Raw genomic sequence first — 19,982 nt, forward strand, 5'->3', positions numbered from 1 at the left:
TCGGTCAGACCTACCGAGGCTCGGCCGGGCCGGCCTCGATCCCAGCGGAGGAGAGTGTCGCCTCCAGGTCGTCCGGGGGGCGGGCGGGCAGCCGGAGGGTGAACGTCGACCCCCCACCAAGAGTGCTCGACACATCCACCCGGCCGCCATGGTTGCTGGCGATGTGTTTGACGATGGCCAGCCCGAGGCCGGTGCCCCCGGTGGCCCGGGAGCGGGCCTGGTCGGCCCGGTAGAAGCGTTCGAAGATCCGATCGACCTCGTTCGGGGCGATGCCGATGCCCTGGTCGGTCACGGCGACCTCGACGTGCTCGTCGGTGGCTCGCGCGGTCACCCGTACCGTGGTGTCCTCGCCCGAGTAGTTGATCGCGTTCTCCACCAGGTTCGCCACGGCGGTGGCGAGCTGGCTGTCGCTGCCGTACGCGGTCAGGCCACGCTGCCCGTCGACGGCGATCTCCACCCGGCGGGCGGTGGCCGTGGTCCGGGTCCGGTCGACCACCTCGGCGATCACCCAGTCCAGGGAGACCGGCTCCGGGGCGGGCTGCGGCTCGGCGCCCTGGAGCCGGGTCAGCTCCAACAGCTCCTGCACCAGCCGGCCCAGCCGGGTGGACTCATGCTGGATCCGCTCGGCGAACCGTCGGGCGGCGATCATGTCCTCGGACAGGTCCGACGCGCCCTCGCCGGTCGGCTCGGTGGCGTCCACCAGCGCCTCGGCGAGGAGCTGGAGCGCGCCGATCGGGGTCTTCAGCTCGTGGCTCACGTTGGCCACGAAGTCCCGCCGGACCCGGGCCAGCCGGTGCGACTCGGTGACGTCGGCCGCCTCGACCGAGATGTAACCGGCGCCGAGGCCCATCGCGCGCAGGTGCACGCCGAGCGGGTTGTCCCCCGCGCTGTCGCGACCACGCGGCAGGTCCAGCTCGATCTCGCGCCGCACGCCCGTGCGCCGGACCTGCCCGGCGAGGGTACGGATCAGCGGGTGCGCCGCGATGGACCCGGGCGTCGTCCCGGTACGGAGCAGGCCCAACGCCCGTGCGGCCGGGTTCACCAGCACCGGCACGTCGTTCGGGTCGAGCACCACCACGCCGGCGCGGAGCGAGTCGATCGTCTTGCGGCCGAGCCCGGAGAGCCCGCCCTGCTGCTCGTCGGGAATCGCCGGCCTCCCTGCGCTACGACGGGAGCGGTCGCTCCCCGACGACGCCGACCGGCGCCATTCTCTGACGGGTCGGGACAGCAGCAGCCCGGCGACCAGTCCGGCCACCAGAGCCACGGCCACCGCGACCGTCACCGCCCATTCCACCCGGCGATCGTAGGGTCATTGTTCACCTGACGATCGGTTGAAATGGGATGAAACACTCTCACTTTCGGGAAAGTTCACTCACGGGTCCCGCGTCGTTCACCGGGGTTCACCGCGGATCCGGTCACCCCCACCTACGGTGGGTCGCGCACCTGCTCACGACGTACGCGGCCCGCCGGGCCACCGGCGGCCACCGAACCCAGGAAGTGACGATGCGCGAAGAGTTCCGGGCCGACCTGCAGATTGTCAGCCAGCTGCTGGTGGACATGGCGGAGGGGGTGCGCGTCGCCATGCGACAGGCCACCTCGGCCCTGCTCACCGCCGACCGCGCGGCGGCCGAGGGGGTGGTCGCGGGCGACGCCGAGATCGACGGCCGCTACCGGGACGTGGAGGAGCGGGTCTGCGACCTGCTGGCCCGGCAGGCGCCGGTCGCCTCCGACCTCCGTGCCATGATCACCGCGCTGCACGTGGCCGCCGACCTGGAGCGGATGGGCGACCTGGCCCAGCACGTCGCCAAGACCGCGCTGCGCCGGCACCCCTCGCCTGCGGTGCCGGCCGAACTGCGGCCGGTCTTCACCGACATGGCCGCCGTGGCCGACCGGATGGCCGAGAAGATCGGCATCGTGCTGGCCCGGCCCGACGCGACCATCGCCGCCGAGCTGGACAGCGACGACGACCCCATGGACGACCTGCACAAGAGCCTCTTCACCGTGCTGCTCGGCGACGACTGGCCGTACGGGGTGGAGACGGCGATCGACGCGACCCTGCTGGGCCGTTTCTACGAGCGTTTCGCCGACCACGCGGTGAACGTGGGCGAGCACGTCGTCTACCTGATCACGGGCGAGTCCACGACCTCGGCCAACTGAGCCGGCAACGCCGAAGGCCCCCGGGTGACCGGGGGCCTTCGGCGTCGTGGGATCAGCGGCCCTGGTTGGCGACCGCGGCGGCGGCATCCCTGGCGGCGTCCGGGTCGAGGTACGTCCCACCGAGGGTCTGCGGGCGCAGGTTCAGGTCGAGGTCGTAGCGCAGCGGGATGCCGGTCGGGATGTTCAGCTTGGCGATCGCCTCGTCGGAGATCTGGTCGAGGTGCTTGACCAGGGCACGCAGCGAGTTGCCGTGCGCGGCCACCAGCACCGTCCGGCCGGCCAGGATGTCCGGCACGATCGAGTCGTACCAGTACGGCAGCATCCGCTCGACGACGTCCTTGAGGCACTCGGTCCGCGGCATCAGCTCGGTCGGCAGCAGCGCGTACCGGGGGTCGCCGACCTGGGACCACTCGTCGTTGTCGGCAATGGGCGGCGGCGGCGTGTCGTACGACCGGCGCCAGAGCATGAACTGGTCCTCGCCGTACTCGTCCAGGGTCTGCTTCTTGTTCTTGCCCTGGAGCGCGCCGTAGTGCCGCTCGTTGAGCCGCCACGACCGGCGCACCGCGATCCAGTGCCGGTCGGCGGCGCTGAGCGCCAGCTCGGCGGTCCGGATCGCGCGGCGCAGCACGCTCGTGTGCACCACGTCCGGCATCAGGTTGTGCTCGCGGAGCAGCTCACCGCCGCGCCGCGCCTCGCTCTCCCCCTTGGCGGTCAGGTCGACGTCGACCCAGCCGGTGAAGAGGTTCTTGGCGTTCCAGTCGCTCTCGCCGTGCCGCAGCAGGACCAGCGTCCCGATGGTGGGCCCCTCGCTCGCAGTCATGCGGATCATCCTGCCGTACCCGACGGGCGGACACGCGGGGACCGGTGGTGACGACCACCACGTGGAAAACCTGATGACCGGCATTCCGGGGCGGGACTAGGTTGTAAGGCGCTAGAAAGATATTGGTCGTTACCAAAACGGGGGCATCGGAATGCGGACGGTACGCGGCTGGTTCCGGGACACCACGGGCGGGCTGCCGAGGTCCTTCTGGTACCTCTGGACCGGCACCCTGATCAACCGGCTCGGCTCGTTCGTCCTGGTCTTCCTGGCCATCTACCTCACCCAGGCCCGGCACTTCTCGGCCTCGCAGGCCGGGCTGGTGATCGGTCTGTGGGGTGTCGGCGGCGCGGTCGGCACCACCGTCGGCGGCACCCTGACCGACCGGTGGGGACGGCGGCCCACCCTGCTCACCGCACACCTCGGGGCGGCCATCATGATGGTCGCGCTCGGCCTGGCCCGGCCGCTGTGGTCGGTCGCGCTGGGCGCCCTGCTGCTGGGCGCGTTCGCCGAGATGGCCCGTCCGGCGTTCGGGGCGATGATGGTCGACGTGGTGCCGGAGAAAGACCGGCTCCGCGCCTTCTCGCTGAACTACTGGGCGATCAACCTCGGCTTCGCCTGCGCCGCGGTGCTCGCCGGCGTCGCCGCCCAGGCCGGATACCTGCTGCTCTTCCTGGTCGACGCGGCGACCACCCTGGTCACCGCGCTGATCATCTTCGCCCGGGTCGGGGAGACCCGGTCGGTCCCGACCGGCCCGGTGGTCAAGGGCGCGACCGCTCCCGCCGGTGCCCTGCGGACCATCCTCACCGACCGGGTCTACCTGGGCTTCGTGGCGCTCAACCTGTTCGCCGCGCTGGTCTTCCTCCAGCACATCTCGATGCTGCCGATCGCGATGGGCGACTCCGGCCTGAGCCCCGCCACGTACGGCTCGGTGATCGCGCTCAACGGCGTGCTGATCGTGGTCGGTCAGCTCTTCGTACCCAAGCTGATCAAGGGCCGGAGCCGGTCGCACGTGCTGGCGCTCGCCGCGCTGGTGATGGGCGTCGGTTTCGGGCTCACCGCGTTCGCCGAGGCGGCCTGGCTCTACGGCCTGACCGTGCTGATCTGGACCGTCGGCGAGATGCTCAACTCGCCGTCCAACGCCACCCTCATCGCCGAGCTCTCCCCGGGCGCGCTCCGTGGTCGCTACCAGGGTGTCTTCTCCCTCTCCTGGCAGATCGCCGGGGCGGCGGCCCCGATCCTCGGCGGCCTGGTCCGGGAGCACGCCGGCAACACCACGCTCTGGCTCGGCTGCGCCGCGATCGGCGCCGCGACCGCGGTGGCCCATCTGGTCTCCGGCCCGGCCCGCGAACGGCGCGCCGCGCAGCTCCGAACCGCCGCGGCACCGGTCCAGCCGGTCACGGTGGCCCGCACGCCGGCCACCGAGGTGGCCGAGGCCGCTGCGACCGCACCCGCCGAGCCGGCCCGCGCCACCACCTGAGGTACGCGCCGGACCGGCTCGGCCAGCCAAAAGGGCGTCCCGACCGGGTGACGAGGGCCACGCTGGTGCGGGCCGGGCGGGCTCCCTAGGGTCGTCCGGTGGACAGCGGTTAACAAACCTTCCTGGAGGACGGGTGCGCGGCCTGCGGCGCTGGTGGGACGACACGGCCGGCGGCCTGCCCGCCACCTTCTGGTATCTCTGGTCCGGCCTGCTGATCAATCGGGCCGGCGCCTTCGCGATGCTGTTCCTCTCGCTCTACCTGACCGCCGCGCGCGGCGCCTCCGCGTCCCTCGCCGGGTTGGTGGTCGGGGCGTACGGGGCGGGCGGGGCGGTCGGGACGCTGATCGGCGGGGTGCTGGCCGACCGGTGGGGCCGGCGGTCGACCCTGCTCGCCGCGCACCTCGGCGCGGCCGGGCTGATGGCGGGACTGGCGTTCAGCCGGCACCTGGCGGTGATCGCCGTGCTCGCCGCGCTGGTCGGGGTGGTGCACTCGATGCCCAGCCCCGCGTTCGTCGCGGCGATCGTGGACGTGGTGCCCGAGGAACGCCGTTCCCGCGCCTTCAACCTCCAGTTCTGGGCGTTCAACCTCGGCATGGCCGTGGCGTCACTGCTGGCCGGTGTGCTCGCCGAGGCCAGCTTCGTCGCGCTCTTCCTGGTCGACGCGGCGGCGACCCTGGCCGCCGCGGCCGTCATCGCGCTGAAGGTCCCGGAGACGCTCGCCCGCACGGCCCGCGGTACCCCGTCCGGCCCGGGTCGGCCCGGCCGGGTCCGGCGTCCCGGTCTGCACACCGCGTTGACCGACCGCACGTTCCTGGTCTTCGTCGGGCTGACCTTCCTGCTGGCGGTGCTGACCATGCAGACCTCGACGATCATGCCGCTGGCGATGCGCGCAGACGGCCTGCGCCCGTCGGCGTACGGGCTGGTGGTGGCGCTCGGCGGCGCGCTGATCGTGGCCGGGCAGCTCTTCGTGCCGCGGCTGATCGAGCCGTACCGGAAGTCGAGCGTGCTCGCGGTCTCCACCGGGCTGATGGCGCTCGGCTTCGGCGCCCTGGCCGTCGCCGACCACCTGCCGGTCTACCTGGGCGCCGCGGTGGTCTGGACGATCGGCCAGATGCTCGCCGCACCGCCGAACGCGCAGATCAACGCGGACCTGGCGCCGCCGCGGCTGCGGGCGCGCTACCAGTCGGTCTTCTATCTGACCTTCCCGGCCGCGTCCTTCGTGGCCCCGGCGCTGGGCGGGCTGAGCCTGCAACACCTGGGCGACCGGCACTGGCTCGTGGTCGGCGGGCTCGGCGTCGTCGCGGCGGTCGGTCACCTGCTCGCCGGGCCGCCCCGGGAACGCCGGGTCGCCGCCCTGCGGGAGTCGCAGCGGGAGGCGGAACTGGTCCGCGGCTGAGCGGGATACGCCGAGCGCCCACCCCGACCTGCGTCGTGATGGGCGCTCGCACCGTACACCCGGCGGCGGCGGGCGACACTCACCCCCGTAAGCGTCGCCCGCTCGCGCCGCCGGTTCCTCGGATGGCACCGTCCCCCAACGGCGTACTCCACCCGATCCATCGCGCCTCGCCTGCGCGGATCTGATCGATCCACCGCTCCCCCGAACGATTACAAGCGCGGCACGGTGCAATAAAGTTAGTTCGCCCGGATTCTGGATTCAACTCGGATTGCTGTCTCGCCCGTCACAGCGGGTCGGTGATCCGGCGGCTCCACTCCGGGTCTCTCCGATGACCAACCGCGATTTCCCGCCGGCCATTCCCCTAAACCCTCAGGCGTCTTCCCGTTCGGGTGACTCGGTGCGGAAGAAGTTGCTCTGCCGGCCGTCCCGGAGCTGTTCCTGGTAGATCAGGTTCAGCCGGCGCAGGTCGAACGTCCGGAACCAGTCCTCCCAGGTGATCTCCCGGATCCGGCTGCTCTCCCGCCACCCCGGGATGTTGAACGTCAGCACCCCGGGCCGGCCGTCACGCTCGGTACCGGCGATGGTGGCCGGCTTGGCGCCCCGGGCCCGCGCCCAGCGCTGGATGACGTCGTGGTTACGGGTCACCAGGCTACGACCCGGACGCTCGGGACGATCGGCCAGCGAGGTGATCTGCTGGGACGACCGGACCGACCGACCCGCCCGCGCCGGAGCCGCCCTGGCCGCCGTACCCCGGGCGGCGGTGGCCTTGCGCGCCGGCGCGGCCTTGCGCGCCGGCGCGGCCTTGCGGGCCGGGGCCGCCTTGGCCGCCGTACCCCGGGCGGCGGCCCCCTGGGCGGTCGCCTTTCGGGCGGGCGCGGCCTTGCGGGCGGGCGCGGCCTTGCGGGCGGGCGCGGCCTTGCGGGCGGGCGCGGCCTTGCGGGCCTGAGTGGCCTTGCGGGCCGGTGCGGCCTTCCGCGCCGGAGCCGCCTTCGCCCGGGCACCGGTGGCCTTCGCGGCCGGCGCCGCCTTGGCGCGCGGGGTCGCCTTCGCCCGTTGGGTCGTCTTCTTCGCCGCGGCGGCCTTCTTCGTGGCGGCGGCCCGCCCCGCCGGTCCGGTGCTCCGTCGGCCCGCACCCCCACCACGGGTTTCCGCCCGCAGGGTGCGGACCAGTGTCTTCACCAGGTCCAGCTTGCGTAGGGCGGAGATTCCGGCGATCCCGCGCCGGCGGAGCTGGCTGCGGATGTCGTCGACCCGCATCCGGGAGATCGCGGATTCGGAGACGCCCGGGGTGCCCGGGGTCTGGTTGCCGGCTTGCCGCCTGGTCCTCGTCGCAGTCGTGCCGCGACCTGAGCTGTTGCGCTGAGCCATGGGACACGCTCCTCGACAGTCCGTCCTCGGCCCGCGGTGGGTCCCAAGTGCCGCACCGCGCGGTGCGGGCATACCCGTCAGGACGGGTCCGAACCACCGGAGGCGGAGATGGTGCCGGTCGACGGCGCGAAGAGGTGGGCGAAGGCGGCCAGGTTGGCCGTCGACTCCCCCCGCTTGACCCGCCACTCCCACTCCCGCCGGATGGCGGTGCCGAAGCCGATCTCCAGCATGTTGTCGAAGGACTCGTCGGCGTACGTCAGCACGGCGCCGAGGAGCCGGTCCAGCTCGTCCTCGTCCACCCCGGCCAGGTTGACCCGTCCGGTCAGATAGACGTCGCCGACCGCGTCGATGGAGAAGGACACCCCGTACATCCGGGCGTTGCGCTGGAGCAGCCAGGCCCAGAGTTCCTCACGGCGCTCGTCCGGCTGGCGCATCACGAACGCCTCGATCCGCAGCGCGTGCTCGCCGACGATCAGGTTGCAGATCGTCCTGAGCTTGTGCGTCCCCGGCAGGGTGACCGCGTACGACGCCTCGCCGGTGGATTCCCACTCCAGCTCGCGCTCGGCGCAGACCGACTCGATCAGCGCGGCGATCTCACTCCGACGGCTCATCGCACCCACTCTACGGCCGGCGGCCCGGCCACGCCGTGGGCGACGGGTCACCAGGAGCAGGACAGGGCGGGGTCGCAGAGCCGGCCGGTGAGCCGGGCCCGCTGCTCGGCGATCGCCTCCCCGTACACGGCGAGCAGTCCGGAGACCGTGCGGTGCCAGGAGAAGTCGCGGGCGTGCCGCTGCGCGCCCCGGGCCAGGGCGGCCCGGCGCAGCCGGTCCGGCAGCAGCCGAGCCAGCGTACGGGCCCAGTCGACCGGGTCGTGGCCGTCGATCAGCACGCCGCTGACCTCGTCGCGTACGGCGGTGACCAGGCCGCCCACGGCGGCGGCGAGGACAGGCGTGCCGCACGCCTGCGCCTCCAGCGCGACCAGGCCGAACGACTCGTTGTACGACGGCACCGCGACCAGGTCGGCGGCCCGGTAGAGGGCGGGCAGGTCCTCGCCGGTCTGCGGCGGCAGGAAACGCACCCGGTCGGCGACGCCGAGCGAACCGGCCAGCTCGATCAGGGCGGTGGGGCGGTCCAGGCCGCTGCCACTGGGACCGCCGCAGATCACCACGGTCAACTCGTCGGCGAGCGCTGGCTCCCGCTCGCGCAGCGCGGCGACCGCCCGGATCAGCACGTCCGGGGCCTTGAGCGGCTGGATCCGGCCGACGAAGGCCACCACGTACCCGGTGGGGGGGAGGCCGAGCCGGCGGCGGGCGGCGAGCATCGCGTCGTCCCGGTCCCCCGGGGCGGGGCGGAACCGGTCCAGGTCGACGCCGGGCTCCACCACGGTCACCCGGGCCGGGTCGGCGTCGTACCGTCCGACCAGGTCACGGGCCTCGACCCTGGTGTTGGCGACCAGCCGGTCGGCCTCGGCGACCACCTGCTCCTCGCCGATGACCCGGGCCTTCGGCTCGGGCCGGTCACCGGCGGCGAGCTGGGCGTTCTTGACCTTGGCGAGGGTGTGCGCGGTGTGCACCAGCGGCACGCCCCAGCGCTCCTTGGCCAGCCAGCCGACCTGGCCGGAGAGCCAGTAGTGGGAGTGGATCAGATCGTAGTGGCCCGGCGGGCGGGCCGCCTCGGCGCGCAGCACGCCGGCGGTGAAGGCGCAGAGCTGCCCCGGCAGCTCCTCCTTGGTCAGTCCCTCCAGCGGGCCGGCGGTGACGTGCCGGACGTGTACGCCCGGCGCCATCTCGACCACCGGCGGCAGGTCGCCGGAGGTGGCCCGGGTGAAGATCTCCACCTCGACGTCGGCCTCGGCCAGCCGTCGGGCGACCTCCAGGATGTAGACGTTCATGCCGCCCGCGTCGCCCGTGCCGGGCTGGTGCAGCGGCGAGGTGTGTACCGAGAGGGTGGCGATCCGGCGCGGCTGCGGCCACGGCAGGGCGCCTCGCTGACGACCGACACCGGTGTGCAAATCCGCCACGTCCGCTCCCTCTGTCACGGTTGATGCCGTCCCGCACGTCCGGCGCTTCTCGGTCAACCTCCGCGCCGGATGTCATCTTCCCGATCGGGCTTCGGAAATGCGTGCCGGCCGGGTCCGGGCGTGACGGACCTCATCGCGGTGGGGCGGCGAGAGCGGGAGAGAATGACCGGATGACCTCCGTCGCCATCGTCACCGGGTCGTCCAGCGGGATCGGCGCGGCCACCGCCCGCCGGCTGGCCGCCGAGGGTTTCCACGTGCTCGCCGCCGCGCGGCGTACCGACCGGCTGGCCGGCCTGGTCGCCGAGATCGAGGCGGCCGGCGGCGCGGCCACCGCGGTGGCGTGCGACGTCACCTCCGACGAGTCGGTCGCCGGCCTGGCCGCGGCGGCCGCCGCCGCGCCCGGCCCGGTCACCCTGCTGGTCAACAACGCTGGCGGGGCGCGCGGCCTGGACCCGGTCGAGTCCGGCTCCGTCGGTGACTGGCAGTGGATGTACGACGTGAACGTGCTCGGCACGCTCCGGGTCACCCAGGCGCTGCTGCCCGCGCTGGAGGCGTCCGGCGCCGGCACCGTCGTGATCGTCGGCTCCACCGCCGGGCACGTCGTCTACGAGGGCGGGGGCGGCTACACCGCCGCCAAGCACGCGCAGACCGCGATCGCCGGGACGCTCCGGCTGGAGCTGTGCGGCCGTCCGGTCCGGGTGATCGAGATCGACCCCGGGATGGTGAAGACGGAGGAGTTCGGCCTGGTCCGCTTCGACGGCGACGCCGACCGGGCCGAGGCGGTCTACGCCGGCGTGGCCGAGCCGTTGGTCGCCGACGACATCGCCGACTGCATCGCCTGGTGCGCCACCCGCCCGCACCACGTCAACGTCGACCAGTTGGTGGTCCGCCCGCTGGCCCAGGCCGCCCAGCACAAGGTGCACCGGGTGACACTGAAGCGCGAGGAGTGAGCCGGGGTTGCGAACGGAGGCGGCCCTGACCTCGAAGCCCGTGGGCGTGGTGACCCGGGGGACGACGAATCCGAACCGGCTCCGGCGGGTGGACAACTGGATCGTCGAGACCTGCGGCGACCCCCTGCGCGCCGCCGCCGACCCGCTGGTCGTCGACCTGGGCTACGGCGCCACGCCGGTGACCGCCGTCGAGCTGCGGGCCCGCCTCGCGGCCGGGGTCCGCCCGGACGTCCGGGTGGTCGGGCTGGAGATCGATCCGGTACGCGTGGCCGCCGCCCAGCCCGCCGCCGATCCGCCCTGGTTGGCCTTCGCCCGGGGCGGCTTCGAGCTGGCCGGCCTCCGGCCCGCCCTGGTCCGGGCGTTCAACGTCCTGCGGCAGTACGACGAGAGCGAGGTGGCCGACGCCTGGCGTACGGTCACCGAGCGGCTGGCCCCGGGCGGGCTGCTGGTCGAGGGGACCTGTGACGAACTGGGCCGGCTCGGCAGCTGGGTGCTCCTCGACGCGGGCGGCCCGCGCACGCTGACCCTGGCCGCGAAGCTGACCACCCTGGAGCGGCCGGCCCAGTTCGCCGAGCGGCTGCCGAAGGCGCTGATCCACCGCAACGTCCCCGGTGAGCGGATCCACGACCTGATCCGCACCCTGGACGACGCCTGGCAGGCCGCCGCCGGCTACGCCCCCTTCGGCCCCCGGCACCGCTGGGTCGAGACGGTCCGCGCCGTCCGCGCGACAGGCTGGCCCATCCTGAACCGCCCCCGCCGCTGGCGCCACGGCGAACTCACCCTCCCCTGGCCCACCATCACCCCCTAACCCTCCCTCCCCTCCCTCCCCTCCCTCCCCTCCCTCCCCTCCCTCCCCTCCCTCCCCCCAACCTCCCCGGCGATCTTGCACTTTCGGTCGGGACAAAAACGTCTATATGAACACAAAGAGGCCGCCCCAAGTGCAAGATCGCCGGGGTGGAGAGGCGAGGGGGAGAGGGAGGGGGTGGGCGGGGGTTAGATGGTGCAGTTGATTAGGACGGGTTCGGGGTGGAGGGGGACGCCGAAGCGGTCGTGGACGCCGTCGCGGATCTCGCGGGCCAGGGCGACCAGCGCTCCGGTGCTGGCGGTGCCGGCGCGGTTGGTGAGGGCCAGGGTGTGCTTGCTGGAGATGGCCACACCCTCCGGACCCAGGTACCCCTTGCCGAAACCGGCCTTGTCGATCAACCAGGCGGCGCTGACCTTGACCACGTCCCCGGCACCCGGCCAGGACGGCGGCTCGCCGAGGTCGGCGGCGCGCTCGCGGAGCAGCTCGTACGCCTCGCGCTCCAGCACCGGGTTGGTGAAGAAGGAACCCACCGACCAGGTGTCCGGGTCGTCCGCGTCGAGCACCATGCCCTTGCCGGCGCGCAGCCGCAGCACGGTGGCCCGGGCGTCGACCAACGGCACCCGGTCACCCACCTCGACGCCGAGCGCCCGGGCCAGCTCGGCGTAGCGCACCGGGCCGGACAGCGGGGAGCGGGCCAGCCGGAAGTCGACCGAGAGCACCACCCAGCGGTCGCTGTACTTGAAGACGCTGCCCCGGTACGCGAACCCACAGTCGGCTGCCGCGATTTGTACGACCTCGCCGTGGGTTCGGTCGTACGCCTGGACGGCGGTGATCGTCTCGGCCACCTCCTGCCCGTACGCGCCGACGTTCTGGATCGGCGTGGCGCCGGCCGAGCCGGGGACGCCGGAGAGGCACTCCAGCCCCGACCAGCCCTGCTCGATCGTGGCGGCGACCAGATCGTCCCAGGTCTCGCCGGCCTCGACGCGTATGGTGACCGTGTCGGCGTCCTCGGCGACGGCCCGGAACCCCCGGGAGCGGAGCAGGACGACGGTGCCGGGGAAGCCCTGGTCGCCGATCACCACGTTGCTGCCGCCGGCCAGCACCAGGACCGGCTCGTCCCGCGCCTCCGCCTCCCGCACCTTTTGTACGATTTCCTCGGCGGTGGTGGCGGTCTCCAACCGGCCGGCGGGGCCACCGAGGCGGAGCGTGGTGTAGCGGGCCAGGGTGGCCGGACCGGTCGGGGCGGCTCCGGTCGTCGGTTCGGCGTAGACGTCTGACACGCCTTTCACCCTAGGCTGAGGGATAGCCGCGGCACCCACTGGTGGCCCGGTCACCCCCGGGAGGATTGCGATGAGCAGACTGCACGGCACGAAGGACTTCTGGATCGGTGCGCTGCGGACGGAGGGTCCCGCCTTCGCCGCCGCGGTCGCCGAGGCGCCGCCGCAGACCCCGGTGCTCTCCTGTCCCGGCTGGACGGTCACCGATCTCGCCCACCACCTGACCAGGGCCTGCGTCTGGGCCCGTACGGTGGTGACCGCCGGCGCCACCACCAGGCCGGAGCGGCACGACCCCGAGCCGCCCGCTGGGCTGACCCCGGCCCAGTGGTACCGCCAGGAGTACGACCAGCTCATGGCGCTGTTCGAGGGGCTGGATCCGGAGGCTCCGGCGTGGAACTTCGCGCCCCAGCCGAAGAAGGCGGGCTTCTGGCCACGCCGGGTGGCGCACGAGACGGCGGTGCACCGGTGGGACGCCCAACTCGCCATCGGCGCGGGTGAGCCGATCGAGGCCAAGCTCGCGGTCGACGGGGTGAGCGAGGTGCTGGACACCTGGCTGCCGGCGGGGCGGCGGATCCGGCCCGGCCAGTGGCACGGGGTGGTGCAGCTGACCGCGACCGACGCCGCGCAGGACTGGTACCTGCGGCTGCGCGGCGAGGGGGTGGCCCTGTTGGACACCGCGACCATCCTCGACCACGACGACCACCACGCCCGGGCCCAGGTCACCGGCACGGCCAGCGACCTGCTGCTGGCGCTGATGGGCCGGATCAGCTTCGACACGCTCGGGGTGGCCGGCGATCGTCAACTGCTCGACGGGCTGCGGGTGGGCTGACCGCACCGGGGCCGGCGGGAGACACCCGTCGACAGCGGGAGATGATCTCCCAGGGGCGGGCCCGTGACGAGGTGGTGGTGACCGGGATGGCGACGGCGCAGCGACCGACCCTGGAGGCGGTGGCCCGACGGGCCGGCGTGTCCCGGGCGACGGTCTCCCGGGTGGTCAACGGCTCCACGACGGTCGCCGAATCGATCCAGCGGGCGGTCCGGCAGGCGGTCGAGGAACTCGGGTACGTGCCGAACCTCGCCGCCCGCAGCCTGGTCACCCAGCGCACCGACTCGGTCGCGCTGGTGCTGCCCGAGGCGGCGACCCGGGTCTTCTCCGACGACCAGGTGTTCCCGGGGATCATCCGCGGGGCGGCCCTGGAGCTGGAGGCCGCGGACAAGCAGCTCGTGCTGATGCTGGCCGGTTCGCCGGCCGGGCACGAACGGGTCGAGCGGTACACCACCGGCCGGCACGTGGACGGGGTGCTGTTCGCGTCGCTGCACGGCGAGGACCCGCTGCCCGGCCGGCTGGCCCGGCTCGGCATCCCGGTGGTGTGCAGCGGCCGGCCGCTGGACGGCGCCGAGGTGCCCTACGTCGACGTCGACCACGTCGGCGGGGTCACCCGCGCGATGCGGCACCTGATCGAGAGCGGCCGGCGGCGGATCGCCACCATCGCCGGCCCGCAGGACATGGTCGCCGGCATCGAGCGGCTCATCGGCTACCGGGACACGGTCGCCGCGGCCGGCCTGCCGGAGCTGGTGGCGTACGGCGACTTCACCCGGGAGTCGGGCGGGGCGGCGACGCGGCAACTGCTCGCGGCGCACCCGGACCTGGACGCGGTGTTCGCCGCGTCCGACCTGATGGCGCACGCCGCCCTGCGTACGCTGCGGGAGTCGGGGCGGCGGGTGCCGGACGACGTCGCGGTGATCGGGTTCGACGACATCGAGACGGCGGCGTACACCGAACCGCCGTTGACCACGATCCGGCAGCCGATCGTGGAGCTGGGCCGGGCGATGACCCGCCAACTGCTCCGGATCGCGGCGGGCGAGACGGTCGAGCAGGCGCTGATGCTGCCGACCGAGCTGGTCGTCCGCGAGTCGGCGTAGGCGGCGAGCAGCGGACCGGGCCGGGGCCAGGAGTGGTACACCCCCGGCCCCGGCCCGCTCAGGGCCGTCACGCGCCGGACAACCGCCCGATCATCACGTCCGCGTCGCGGACCAGGACAGCGCGCACCTCGGCGTTCGGCACGACCTTCGGGTCACCCGCCAGGTCCCGGAACGACCGGAGTTCCCGCACCGCCTGCTTGTCGAGCCCCTTGGCCGCGAACTTGGCGGCCTGGTCCAACGGCTTGTGCAGCTGACTGGCACTCGCGGCAGAGAGCCAGCCGGTGGCCCGGAACCGGTCCACCAGGTTGCCGATGTCCTCGACCGAGGTGGTCACGGTGAACGTGATCGACCGCGTCGACCGGTTGCCGGCCGCGTCGGTCGCCACCACGGCCAGCGTGTGCTCGCCGAGCGACAGCCCGTAGAGCGGCAGCAGGGTGTCGTCGAGGATCGGCTTCCCGTCGAGCGTGCCGACCAGCGAGGTCACCCCCGACGTGCCGTCGGTCGCCGAGTAGGTGATCCGCACGTCCTGGCTGTCACCGTACGTGGTGCCGGCCGCCACGCCCGAGAGCAGGACCGCCGGGGCCGTACCGTCGATCTTGAGTACGGCGGACTTCACGTCCTCGACGTTGCCCGCCCGGTCCGTCGCGCGGTACCGGAGGGTGTGGTTGCCGTCGCCGCGCACCTCCACCGCGCCGGCGTACGGCGTCCAGGCGCCGCCGTCGAGCGAGTACTCGATCTTCGCCACCCCGGACGTCTGGTCGGCCGCCGTGATGGTGACCGGCACCGCACCGTGGTGCCACCCCGCGTCGCCCGGCGGGGCGAACGTCGCGGCGGAGACCGGCGCGGTCCCGTCGAGCCTGAGCACCAGGTTTCGCGGTTCCTCGGCGTTGCCCGCGAGGTCCACCGAGCGGTACTCGACGGTGTGCTCGCCGTCGCCGCTCACCGGGATCGGCCCGGTGTACGGCGTCCACCCGCCGCCGGTCCGGTACTCGGTCCGCGCCACCCCGCTGTCATCGTCGGTGGCCTTCAGGGTCACCGTGACGTCGGAGCGGAACCAGCCGGCGGCGCCGTCCGGCTCGTCCGGCGAGGTGGTCGCCCGGGTGGTGGGCGCGACAGTGTCGGCGGGCAGTTCCTTGAGCCGAATGCTGCGGAAGTAGACGCTGTCACCGTCGCCGTGGTTCTGGATGCCGACGTAGCTGGGCTGCCGCATCCGGGCCGGGTCCGGGTTCACGAACTGGTTGATCTTCACGCCGTTCAGCAGGACCACGATGCTCTGACCCCGGACGACGATCTCGTACGAGTTCCACTGCCCCGGCGGCTTGAGCGCGGCGTCCCGGGCGGCCAGGTCGGCCGACTGGAAGTTGTAGATCGCCCCGGTCGTCTTCTCCGGCACGTCCGTGGCGTCGATCTGGATCTCGTGTCCCTGGTTGACGGCCGACCACGGGTCGGTGCCCGGGTCCGGGAACCCGACGAAGACCCCGGAGTTGTCGTCACCGGCCATCTTCCAGTCCAGCTTCAGGCTGTAGTCGCGGAAGCTCTGGGCGTACCAGTGCAGTCCCAGCCCGCCGTACGACAGCAGGGTGCAGTCGGCGGCGTGCAGGAACCCGCCCGGCCCGGCCTGCCTCCACTTCGCCAGGCTCGCCGACGTGCCGTCGAAGAGGCTGGTGTAGCCGGCCTCCGGGGCGGTCGGCGTGCAGGCGCTCTGCGGTGCGTCGTCGAGCCGGAAGAAGTCGAACGACGCAGGGTTGCCGGTGCCGTTGAAGGCGGCGAGGCCCACCTTCGGGTTCGGCACCGCGGACAGGTCCCGCGGCCGGCCGACGGTCGTCCACTGCTCACCGTCGGTCGAGTACGCCGCCGTCAGGGTCCGCCCGTCGCTGGTCACCCTCATCCACACGGTGTGCGGGAAGTCCACGGCCAGGTTGGGCGAACGGTCGACGGCACCGCCGTCGACCGGCGACCCGCCCTGCTGCTGGATGAACTCGAAGTTGCGTACCCCGGTGTCGGTCCGGATGAACGAGAACTTGACGAAGTTCGGGTCGTCGCCGTGGACGATGAGGCCCGCCTGCTCCCACGCGTCGGTGTGGTCGATGGTCACCTTCGTCACGGCCTGCCACGCCCCGGCCGGGGCGTCCTGGAGCAGGATGTTCTTCGCGTCGGTAGCGCCGCCGTACATGTCGCCCGGGAGGGCGTCGATCTGCAGCGACCCGCCGACGAGCCGGTAGCGCGCGGCGTCCTCGCGCAGCACCGTCCACCGGCACCGGTCGATGACCTCGCCGGTGAACTCGTCATCCGGGTTCACCTGGCCGGACGGGTCTGCGCAGGGCGGCGCCACCCGGTAAGTGTTCACCGTGAGGGTGGCCGACGCGGCCAGCCCGGACGGATCCCGCACGGTCACCTTCGCCGTGTGGATGCCGGCCCTGGTGTAGGTGTGCGTCGGGTTCTGCTCGGTCGACGTCGCTCCGTCACCGAACTCCCAGGCGTAGCTCAGCGGGTCGCCGTCCCGGTCGGTGCCGGCGGCGGTGAACCGCACGGTCGCCGGGATCTCCGCCTGGGTGACGTCGGCCGACGCGGTCACCTCCGGGCGGGTGCTCGACGCGACGCCCTTGCCGTGGAAGGTGAACTCGTCGACGTCGAAGAGCCCGCCGCCGGAGCCCTTGAACACCAGGTAGAGCCGGTGGGTGCCGCCGGGGTCGGTGATCGGGACGACCGGGCTGTCGACGTAGTTGTCCCAGCCGCCGGTGTTCGCCACGGCCAGGCTGGCGACCAGGGGCCCGTCCGGACGGTCCGTACGGAACTCGACGGTGCCGCCGCCTCCCCCGGAGGAGAGCCGGGCCTGGACGCCGGTGATCCCCGTCAGGTTGTACGTGTCGAACGCGATCCAGTCTCCGTCGTCGATGTATCCGACGCGTTTCCCGCCGTGCGCGCCACCCGCGTCGACCACCTGGATCCCGTTGGCCTCGGTGAAGTGCTCACCCTGCCGAACGCGTGGCTGGAGGACCAGCCGGGTCTGCCCGGTGAGCGGCGGCACCCCGGCCGCACCGTGGTCGGTGTAGGTCGCGGCGAGTACGCCGTAGAGGTTGGCGTCGGCGCTGTGGCCGTCCTCGGCGACGGTGTCGAGCACCCCCTCGCAGGCGTGCGTCTGGACCAGCCCGTGGCTGTGCGTGTCGTGGCCGAGGGCGTAGTCGATCTGCACGGCCGCGCAGTCGATCTCGCCGTCCTCGGGGTCGGTGACCCGCGCGGTGAACGGCACCCGGTCACCGAACTGGAACACGCCACCGGCGGGTGGGGCGGTGAACTCGACGTGCGGCGCGGTGTTGCCGACCGTGATCTGCACGGTCGCTGTTCCGGTCGTACCGGCCTGGTCGGTCAGGGTGAGCCGGGCGGTGAACTGTCCCTTGGTGGTGTAGGTGAAGGTGGGGTCCGGCTCGGTCGAGTCGACCGTGCCGTCGTCGTCGAAGTCCCAGGCGTAGGTGAACGTGTCACCCGGGTCCGGGTCCCGGGATCCGGCGGAGGAGAAGGCCACGGTGAGCGGGGCCGGGCCGGAGGTCGGGTTGGCGCTCACCGCCGGGATCGGGGCGCGCTTGCCCTTGACGTAGTCGATCCGGTAGACGGCCGAGTCCGGCGCGCCGCCGAAGTAGCCGCTGCCGTAGTCGAGGACGTAGAGGGAGCCGTCCGGGCCGAACTCGATGTCCATCGGCCGCACCACCTGCTCGGGGAACGGGTTGATGCTCAGCGGCTGGCCGGCGTCGTCCATGACGATGTTCTTGATCCAGCCGCGTCCCCAGTCGGCCGCGAAGAACGTGCCGTCGAAGTACGCGGGGAACTTGGTGTCCGACTTCAGGTCGGGGTCGTACCGGTAGACCGGACCGCCCATCGGGGACTCGCTGCCGTCGCCGAACTCCGGCACCGAGGGGCCGTCGTACGTGATCCACGCCGGCTGCGCGGCGGGCAGGTCCTGCTTGCCCGTGTTGCGGGGCGAGGTGTTCCGTGGGGCGGCGCAGTCGAACTTCGGCCCGGAGGTCCCGGTGGCGAAGTCGTAGTCGTTGTACGCGATGTTCGGACCCACGCAGTACGGCCACCCGAAGTTGCCGGGGCCGCGGATCTGGTTGAACTCCACCATCCCGGCCGGGCCGCGGTTCGGATCGGCGGCACCGGCGTCCGGGCCGTACTCGCCGAGGTAGAGCCAGCCGGTCTTCGGGTCGACGGTGAACCGGAACGGGTTGCGGAAGCCCATCGCGTAGACCTCGGGACGGGTGCCGGCGGTGCCGGCCGGGAAGAGGTTGCCCGCCGGCGACTGGTAGCTGCCGTCGGCGGCCACCTTGATCCGCAGCACCTTGCCCCGCAGGTCGTTCGGGTTGGCCGACGAGCGCTGCGCGTCGTACGCCGGGTTGCGGCTGGCCCGCTCGTCGATCGGGGTGTAGCCGTTGGAGGCGAAGGGGTTCGAGTCGTCGCCCGTGGAGAGGTAGAGGTTGCCCGCCGCGTCGAAGGCGATGTCGCCGCCCGCGTGGCAGCAGATGCCCCGGTTCGCGGGCACCTCAAGGATTTTCTGCTCGCTGGCCAGGTCGAGGTTGCCGCCGGTGAGCTTGAACCGGGACAGCCGGTTCACCCCGTCGAAGCGGGCGAAGTCCGCGCTGGTGCCGTCGTTCGGCGCGTCCCCCTCCGGGGTGTCCAGCGGCGGCGCGTAGTAGAGGTAGATCCAGCCGTTGCCGGCGAAGCCGGGGTCGACCCCGATGCCCTGCAACCCGTCCTCGTCGTGGTTGTAGACCGGGAGCCGGCCGGCGAGGCTGGTCACGCCCTGCGGCGTGGTGAGGAAGACGCGGCCGTCGCGGGAGGTGTGCAGCACCCGCCGGTCGGGCAGCACCGCGAGGTTCATCGGCTCGCCGGTGGTGTCCGCGCCCTTGGCGAGGGTCACCTGGGCGAAGTTGTCGTCGACGGTCGCCCCGCAGTCCGCCGGCACGGCCCCGGCGGCCGTCTTGATCCCGCCGAGCAGGTGCTTGAGGAACTCCGGCTCCCGGTACGAGGCGTCGGTGTGGCCGCCGCCGGTGTACCAGGACCGCCCACCGTCGTACTGCTGGCACCAGGCGATCGGGTGGCTCGTGCCCATCGCGCCCGACCCCGGGCCGTACGACCGCTCGTCGAGGGCCGCGAGCACGTGCACGTCGCCGCGCGGGTCGGCGCGGTAGTTGTACCACTCGTCGGTGCGGACCCACCGATCCGGCAGCGACTCGGTGGACGGGTGCACGTGGTCGTCCACCTTGACCGTGGCCTGCTGGATGGCCGGGTGGCTGTTGAAGTACGCGCCGACGAGCTTGCCGTACCACGGCCACTCGTACTCGGTGTCCGAGGCGGCGTGCACGCCGGCGTACCCGCCGCCGTGGCGGATGTACCGCTCGAAGGCCGCCTGCTGGTCGGCGTTGAGCACGTCGCCGGTGGTCGAGAGCCAGACCACCACGTCGTACTGGTCCAGGTTGGTGTCGGTGAACGCCCCGGCGTCCTCGGTCGCGTCGACGGCGAAGTTGTTCTCCTGCCCGAGCTGCTGGATCGCCGCGATCCCGGCGGGAATCGAGTCGTGCCGGAATCCCGCGGTCTTCGAGAAGACCAGGGCCCGGAAGCCCGGTTCGGCCGCCGAGGCCGGCGTCGAGAGGCTCCCGGCTGTCGGTAGTGCCAGCAGCGCACCGAGCGCTGCGGACAGCAGACGGCGTAACGGCTTACGGGACACGGCGCCTCCTCAACCGATCGACCAGCTTCTACGCGGACCTTAACGTCCGAGAAACACAAAGGACAGATGC

Annotated in this window: 14 protein-coding genes; 7 read left to right on the top strand and 7 right to left on the bottom strand. The window is 72.7% G+C overall.

The annotated features are described in order from the left end of the window. Nucleotides 1-10: 10 nt before the first annotated feature. Entirely contained in the window at nt 11-1,294 is a 1,284-nt protein-coding gene (locus tag GA0070621_RS21130; RefSeq protein ID WP_167667121.1) for a sensor histidine kinase, read from the bottom strand. A 209-nt stretch (nt 1,295-1,503) separates the two neighbouring features. Here GA0070621_RS21130 and phoU point away from each other — a divergent pair, with 209 nt between their 5' ends. After that, nucleotides 1,504-2,157: a phosphate signaling complex protein PhoU gene (gene phoU, locus GA0070621_RS21135; RefSeq protein WP_091198609.1), complete on the top strand. Its 654-nt coding sequence runs from the start codon at nt 1,504-1,506 to the stop codon at nt 2,155-2,157. A 52-nt stretch (nt 2,158-2,209) separates the two neighbouring features. Here the strand turns inward: phoU and GA0070621_RS21140 are convergent, their stop codons facing one another. Beyond that, nucleotides 2,210-2,977 (bottom strand): phosphoglyceromutase, encoded by a 768-nt coding sequence (locus GA0070621_RS21140; RefSeq protein WP_091198611.1) that lies wholly within the window; start codon nt 2,975-2,977, stop codon nt 2,210-2,212. Nucleotides 2,978-3,128: 151 nt separating this feature from the next. On the opposite strand from GA0070621_RS21140, the gene GA0070621_RS21145 reads away from it, so the two are divergent. Next, the gene (locus tag GA0070621_RS21145; RefSeq protein WP_091198613.1) at nt 3,129-4,454 is read left to right on the top strand and encodes an MDR family MFS transporter; all 1,326 of its coding nucleotides are present in this window, start codon (nt 3,129-3,131) and stop codon (nt 4,452-4,454) included. A gap of 133 nt (nt 4,455-4,587) precedes the next feature. Continuing rightward, the gene (locus GA0070621_RS21150) at nt 4,588-5,850 is read left to right on the top strand and encodes an MDR family MFS transporter (RefSeq protein ID WP_091198615.1); all 1,263 of its coding nucleotides are present in this window, start codon (nt 4,588-4,590) and stop codon (nt 5,848-5,850) included. 369 nt (nt 5,851-6,219) lie between these two features. Here GA0070621_RS21150 and GA0070621_RS21155 read toward each other — a convergent pair whose 3' ends face one another. The 3 genes from GA0070621_RS21155 to mshA all read right to left on the bottom strand — a co-directional run bounded on the left by GA0070621_RS21155 (nt 6,220) and on the right by mshA (nt 9,238). Then, on the bottom strand, nt 6,220-7,107 hold the full coding sequence (locus GA0070621_RS21155; RefSeq protein WP_231921087.1) for a hypothetical protein: 888 nt from the start codon (nt 7,105-7,107) through the stop codon (nt 6,220-6,222). A gap of 188 nt (nt 7,108-7,295) precedes the next feature. Then, complete coding sequence (locus GA0070621_RS21160; protein WP_091198619.1) at nt 7,296-7,829, bottom strand: type III secretion system chaperone family protein; 534 nt, start codon at nt 7,827-7,829, stop codon at nt 7,296-7,298. Between the two features lie 47 nt (nt 7,830-7,876). Then, nucleotides 7,877-9,238 (bottom strand): D-inositol-3-phosphate glycosyltransferase, encoded by a 1,362-nt coding sequence (mshA, locus tag GA0070621_RS21165; protein ID WP_091198621.1) that lies wholly within the window; start codon nt 9,236-9,238, stop codon nt 7,877-7,879. 170 nt (nt 9,239-9,408) lie between these two features. Between mshA and GA0070621_RS21170 the strand changes: the two genes are divergently transcribed. Continuing rightward, the gene (locus GA0070621_RS21170; RefSeq protein WP_091198623.1) at nt 9,409-10,188 is read left to right on the top strand and encodes an SDR family NAD(P)-dependent oxidoreductase; all 780 of its coding nucleotides are present in this window, start codon (nt 9,409-9,411) and stop codon (nt 10,186-10,188) included. A gap of 7 nt (nt 10,189-10,195) precedes the next feature. Next, nucleotides 10,196-10,996, top strand: a complete 801-nt coding sequence (locus GA0070621_RS21175; protein WP_167667123.1) for an O-methyltransferase — start codon at nt 10,196-10,198, stop codon at nt 10,994-10,996. Nucleotides 10,997-11,181: 185 nt separating this feature from the next. Here GA0070621_RS21175 and GA0070621_RS21180 read toward each other — a convergent pair whose 3' ends face one another. Then, a complete protein-coding gene (locus tag GA0070621_RS21180; protein WP_091198625.1) occupies nt 11,182-12,273 on the bottom strand; it encodes a UDP-N-acetylmuramate dehydrogenase in 1,092 nt (363 codons plus the stop codon). 70 nt (nt 12,274-12,343) lie between these two features. On the opposite strand from GA0070621_RS21180, the gene GA0070621_RS21185 reads away from it, so the two are divergent. Both GA0070621_RS21185 and GA0070621_RS21190 read left to right on the top strand, forming a co-directional pair. Further along, nucleotides 12,344-13,099, top strand: a complete 756-nt coding sequence (locus GA0070621_RS21185; protein WP_091198628.1) for a maleylpyruvate isomerase family mycothiol-dependent enzyme — start codon at nt 12,344-12,346, stop codon at nt 13,097-13,099. Nucleotides 13,100-13,185: 86 nt separating this feature from the next. Next, the gene (locus GA0070621_RS21190) at nt 13,186-14,193 is read left to right on the top strand and encodes a LacI family DNA-binding transcriptional regulator (protein WP_091202691.1); all 1,008 of its coding nucleotides are present in this window, start codon (nt 13,186-13,188) and stop codon (nt 14,191-14,193) included. 67 nt (nt 14,194-14,260) lie between these two features. Here GA0070621_RS21190 and GA0070621_RS30970 read toward each other — a convergent pair whose 3' ends face one another. Then, on the bottom strand, nt 14,261-19,912 hold the full coding sequence (locus GA0070621_RS30970) for a ThuA domain-containing protein (RefSeq protein WP_091198630.1): 5,652 nt from the start codon (nt 19,910-19,912) through the stop codon (nt 14,261-14,263). Nucleotides 19,913-19,982 lie beyond the last annotated feature (70 nt).

Source organism: Micromonospora narathiwatensis (assembly GCF_900089605.1).
GTDB lineage: Bacteria > Actinomycetota > Actinomycetes > Mycobacteriales > Micromonosporaceae > Micromonospora > Micromonospora narathiwatensis.

Coding starts and splice junctions, on each gene's coding strand:
- GA0070621_RS21140 (WP_091198611.1), bottom strand. CDS start 2,977: ATGACTGCGAGCGAGGGGCCCACCATCGGGACGCTGGTCCTGCTGCGG.
- GA0070621_RS21170 (WP_091198623.1), top strand. CDS start 9,409: ATGACCTCCGTCGCCATCGTCACCGGGTCGTCCAGCGGGATCGGCGCG.
- GA0070621_RS21160 (WP_091198619.1), bottom strand. CDS start 7,829: ATGAGCCGTCGGAGTGAGATCGCCGCGCTGATCGAGTCGGTCTGCGCC.
- GA0070621_RS21145 (WP_091198613.1), top strand. CDS start 3,129: ATGCGGACGGTACGCGGCTGGTTCCGGGACACCACGGGCGGGCTGCCG.
- GA0070621_RS21155 (WP_231921087.1), bottom strand. CDS start 7,107: ATGCGGGTCGACGACATCCGCAGCCAGCTCCGCCGGCGCGGGATCGCC.
- GA0070621_RS21190 (WP_091202691.1), top strand. CDS start 13,186: ATGGCGACGGCGCAGCGACCGACCCTGGAGGCGGTGGCCCGACGGGCC.
- GA0070621_RS21185 (WP_091198628.1), top strand. CDS start 12,344: ATGAGCAGACTGCACGGCACGAAGGACTTCTGGATCGGTGCGCTGCGG.
- phoU (WP_091198609.1), top strand. CDS start 1,504: ATGCGCGAAGAGTTCCGGGCCGACCTGCAGATTGTCAGCCAGCTGCTG.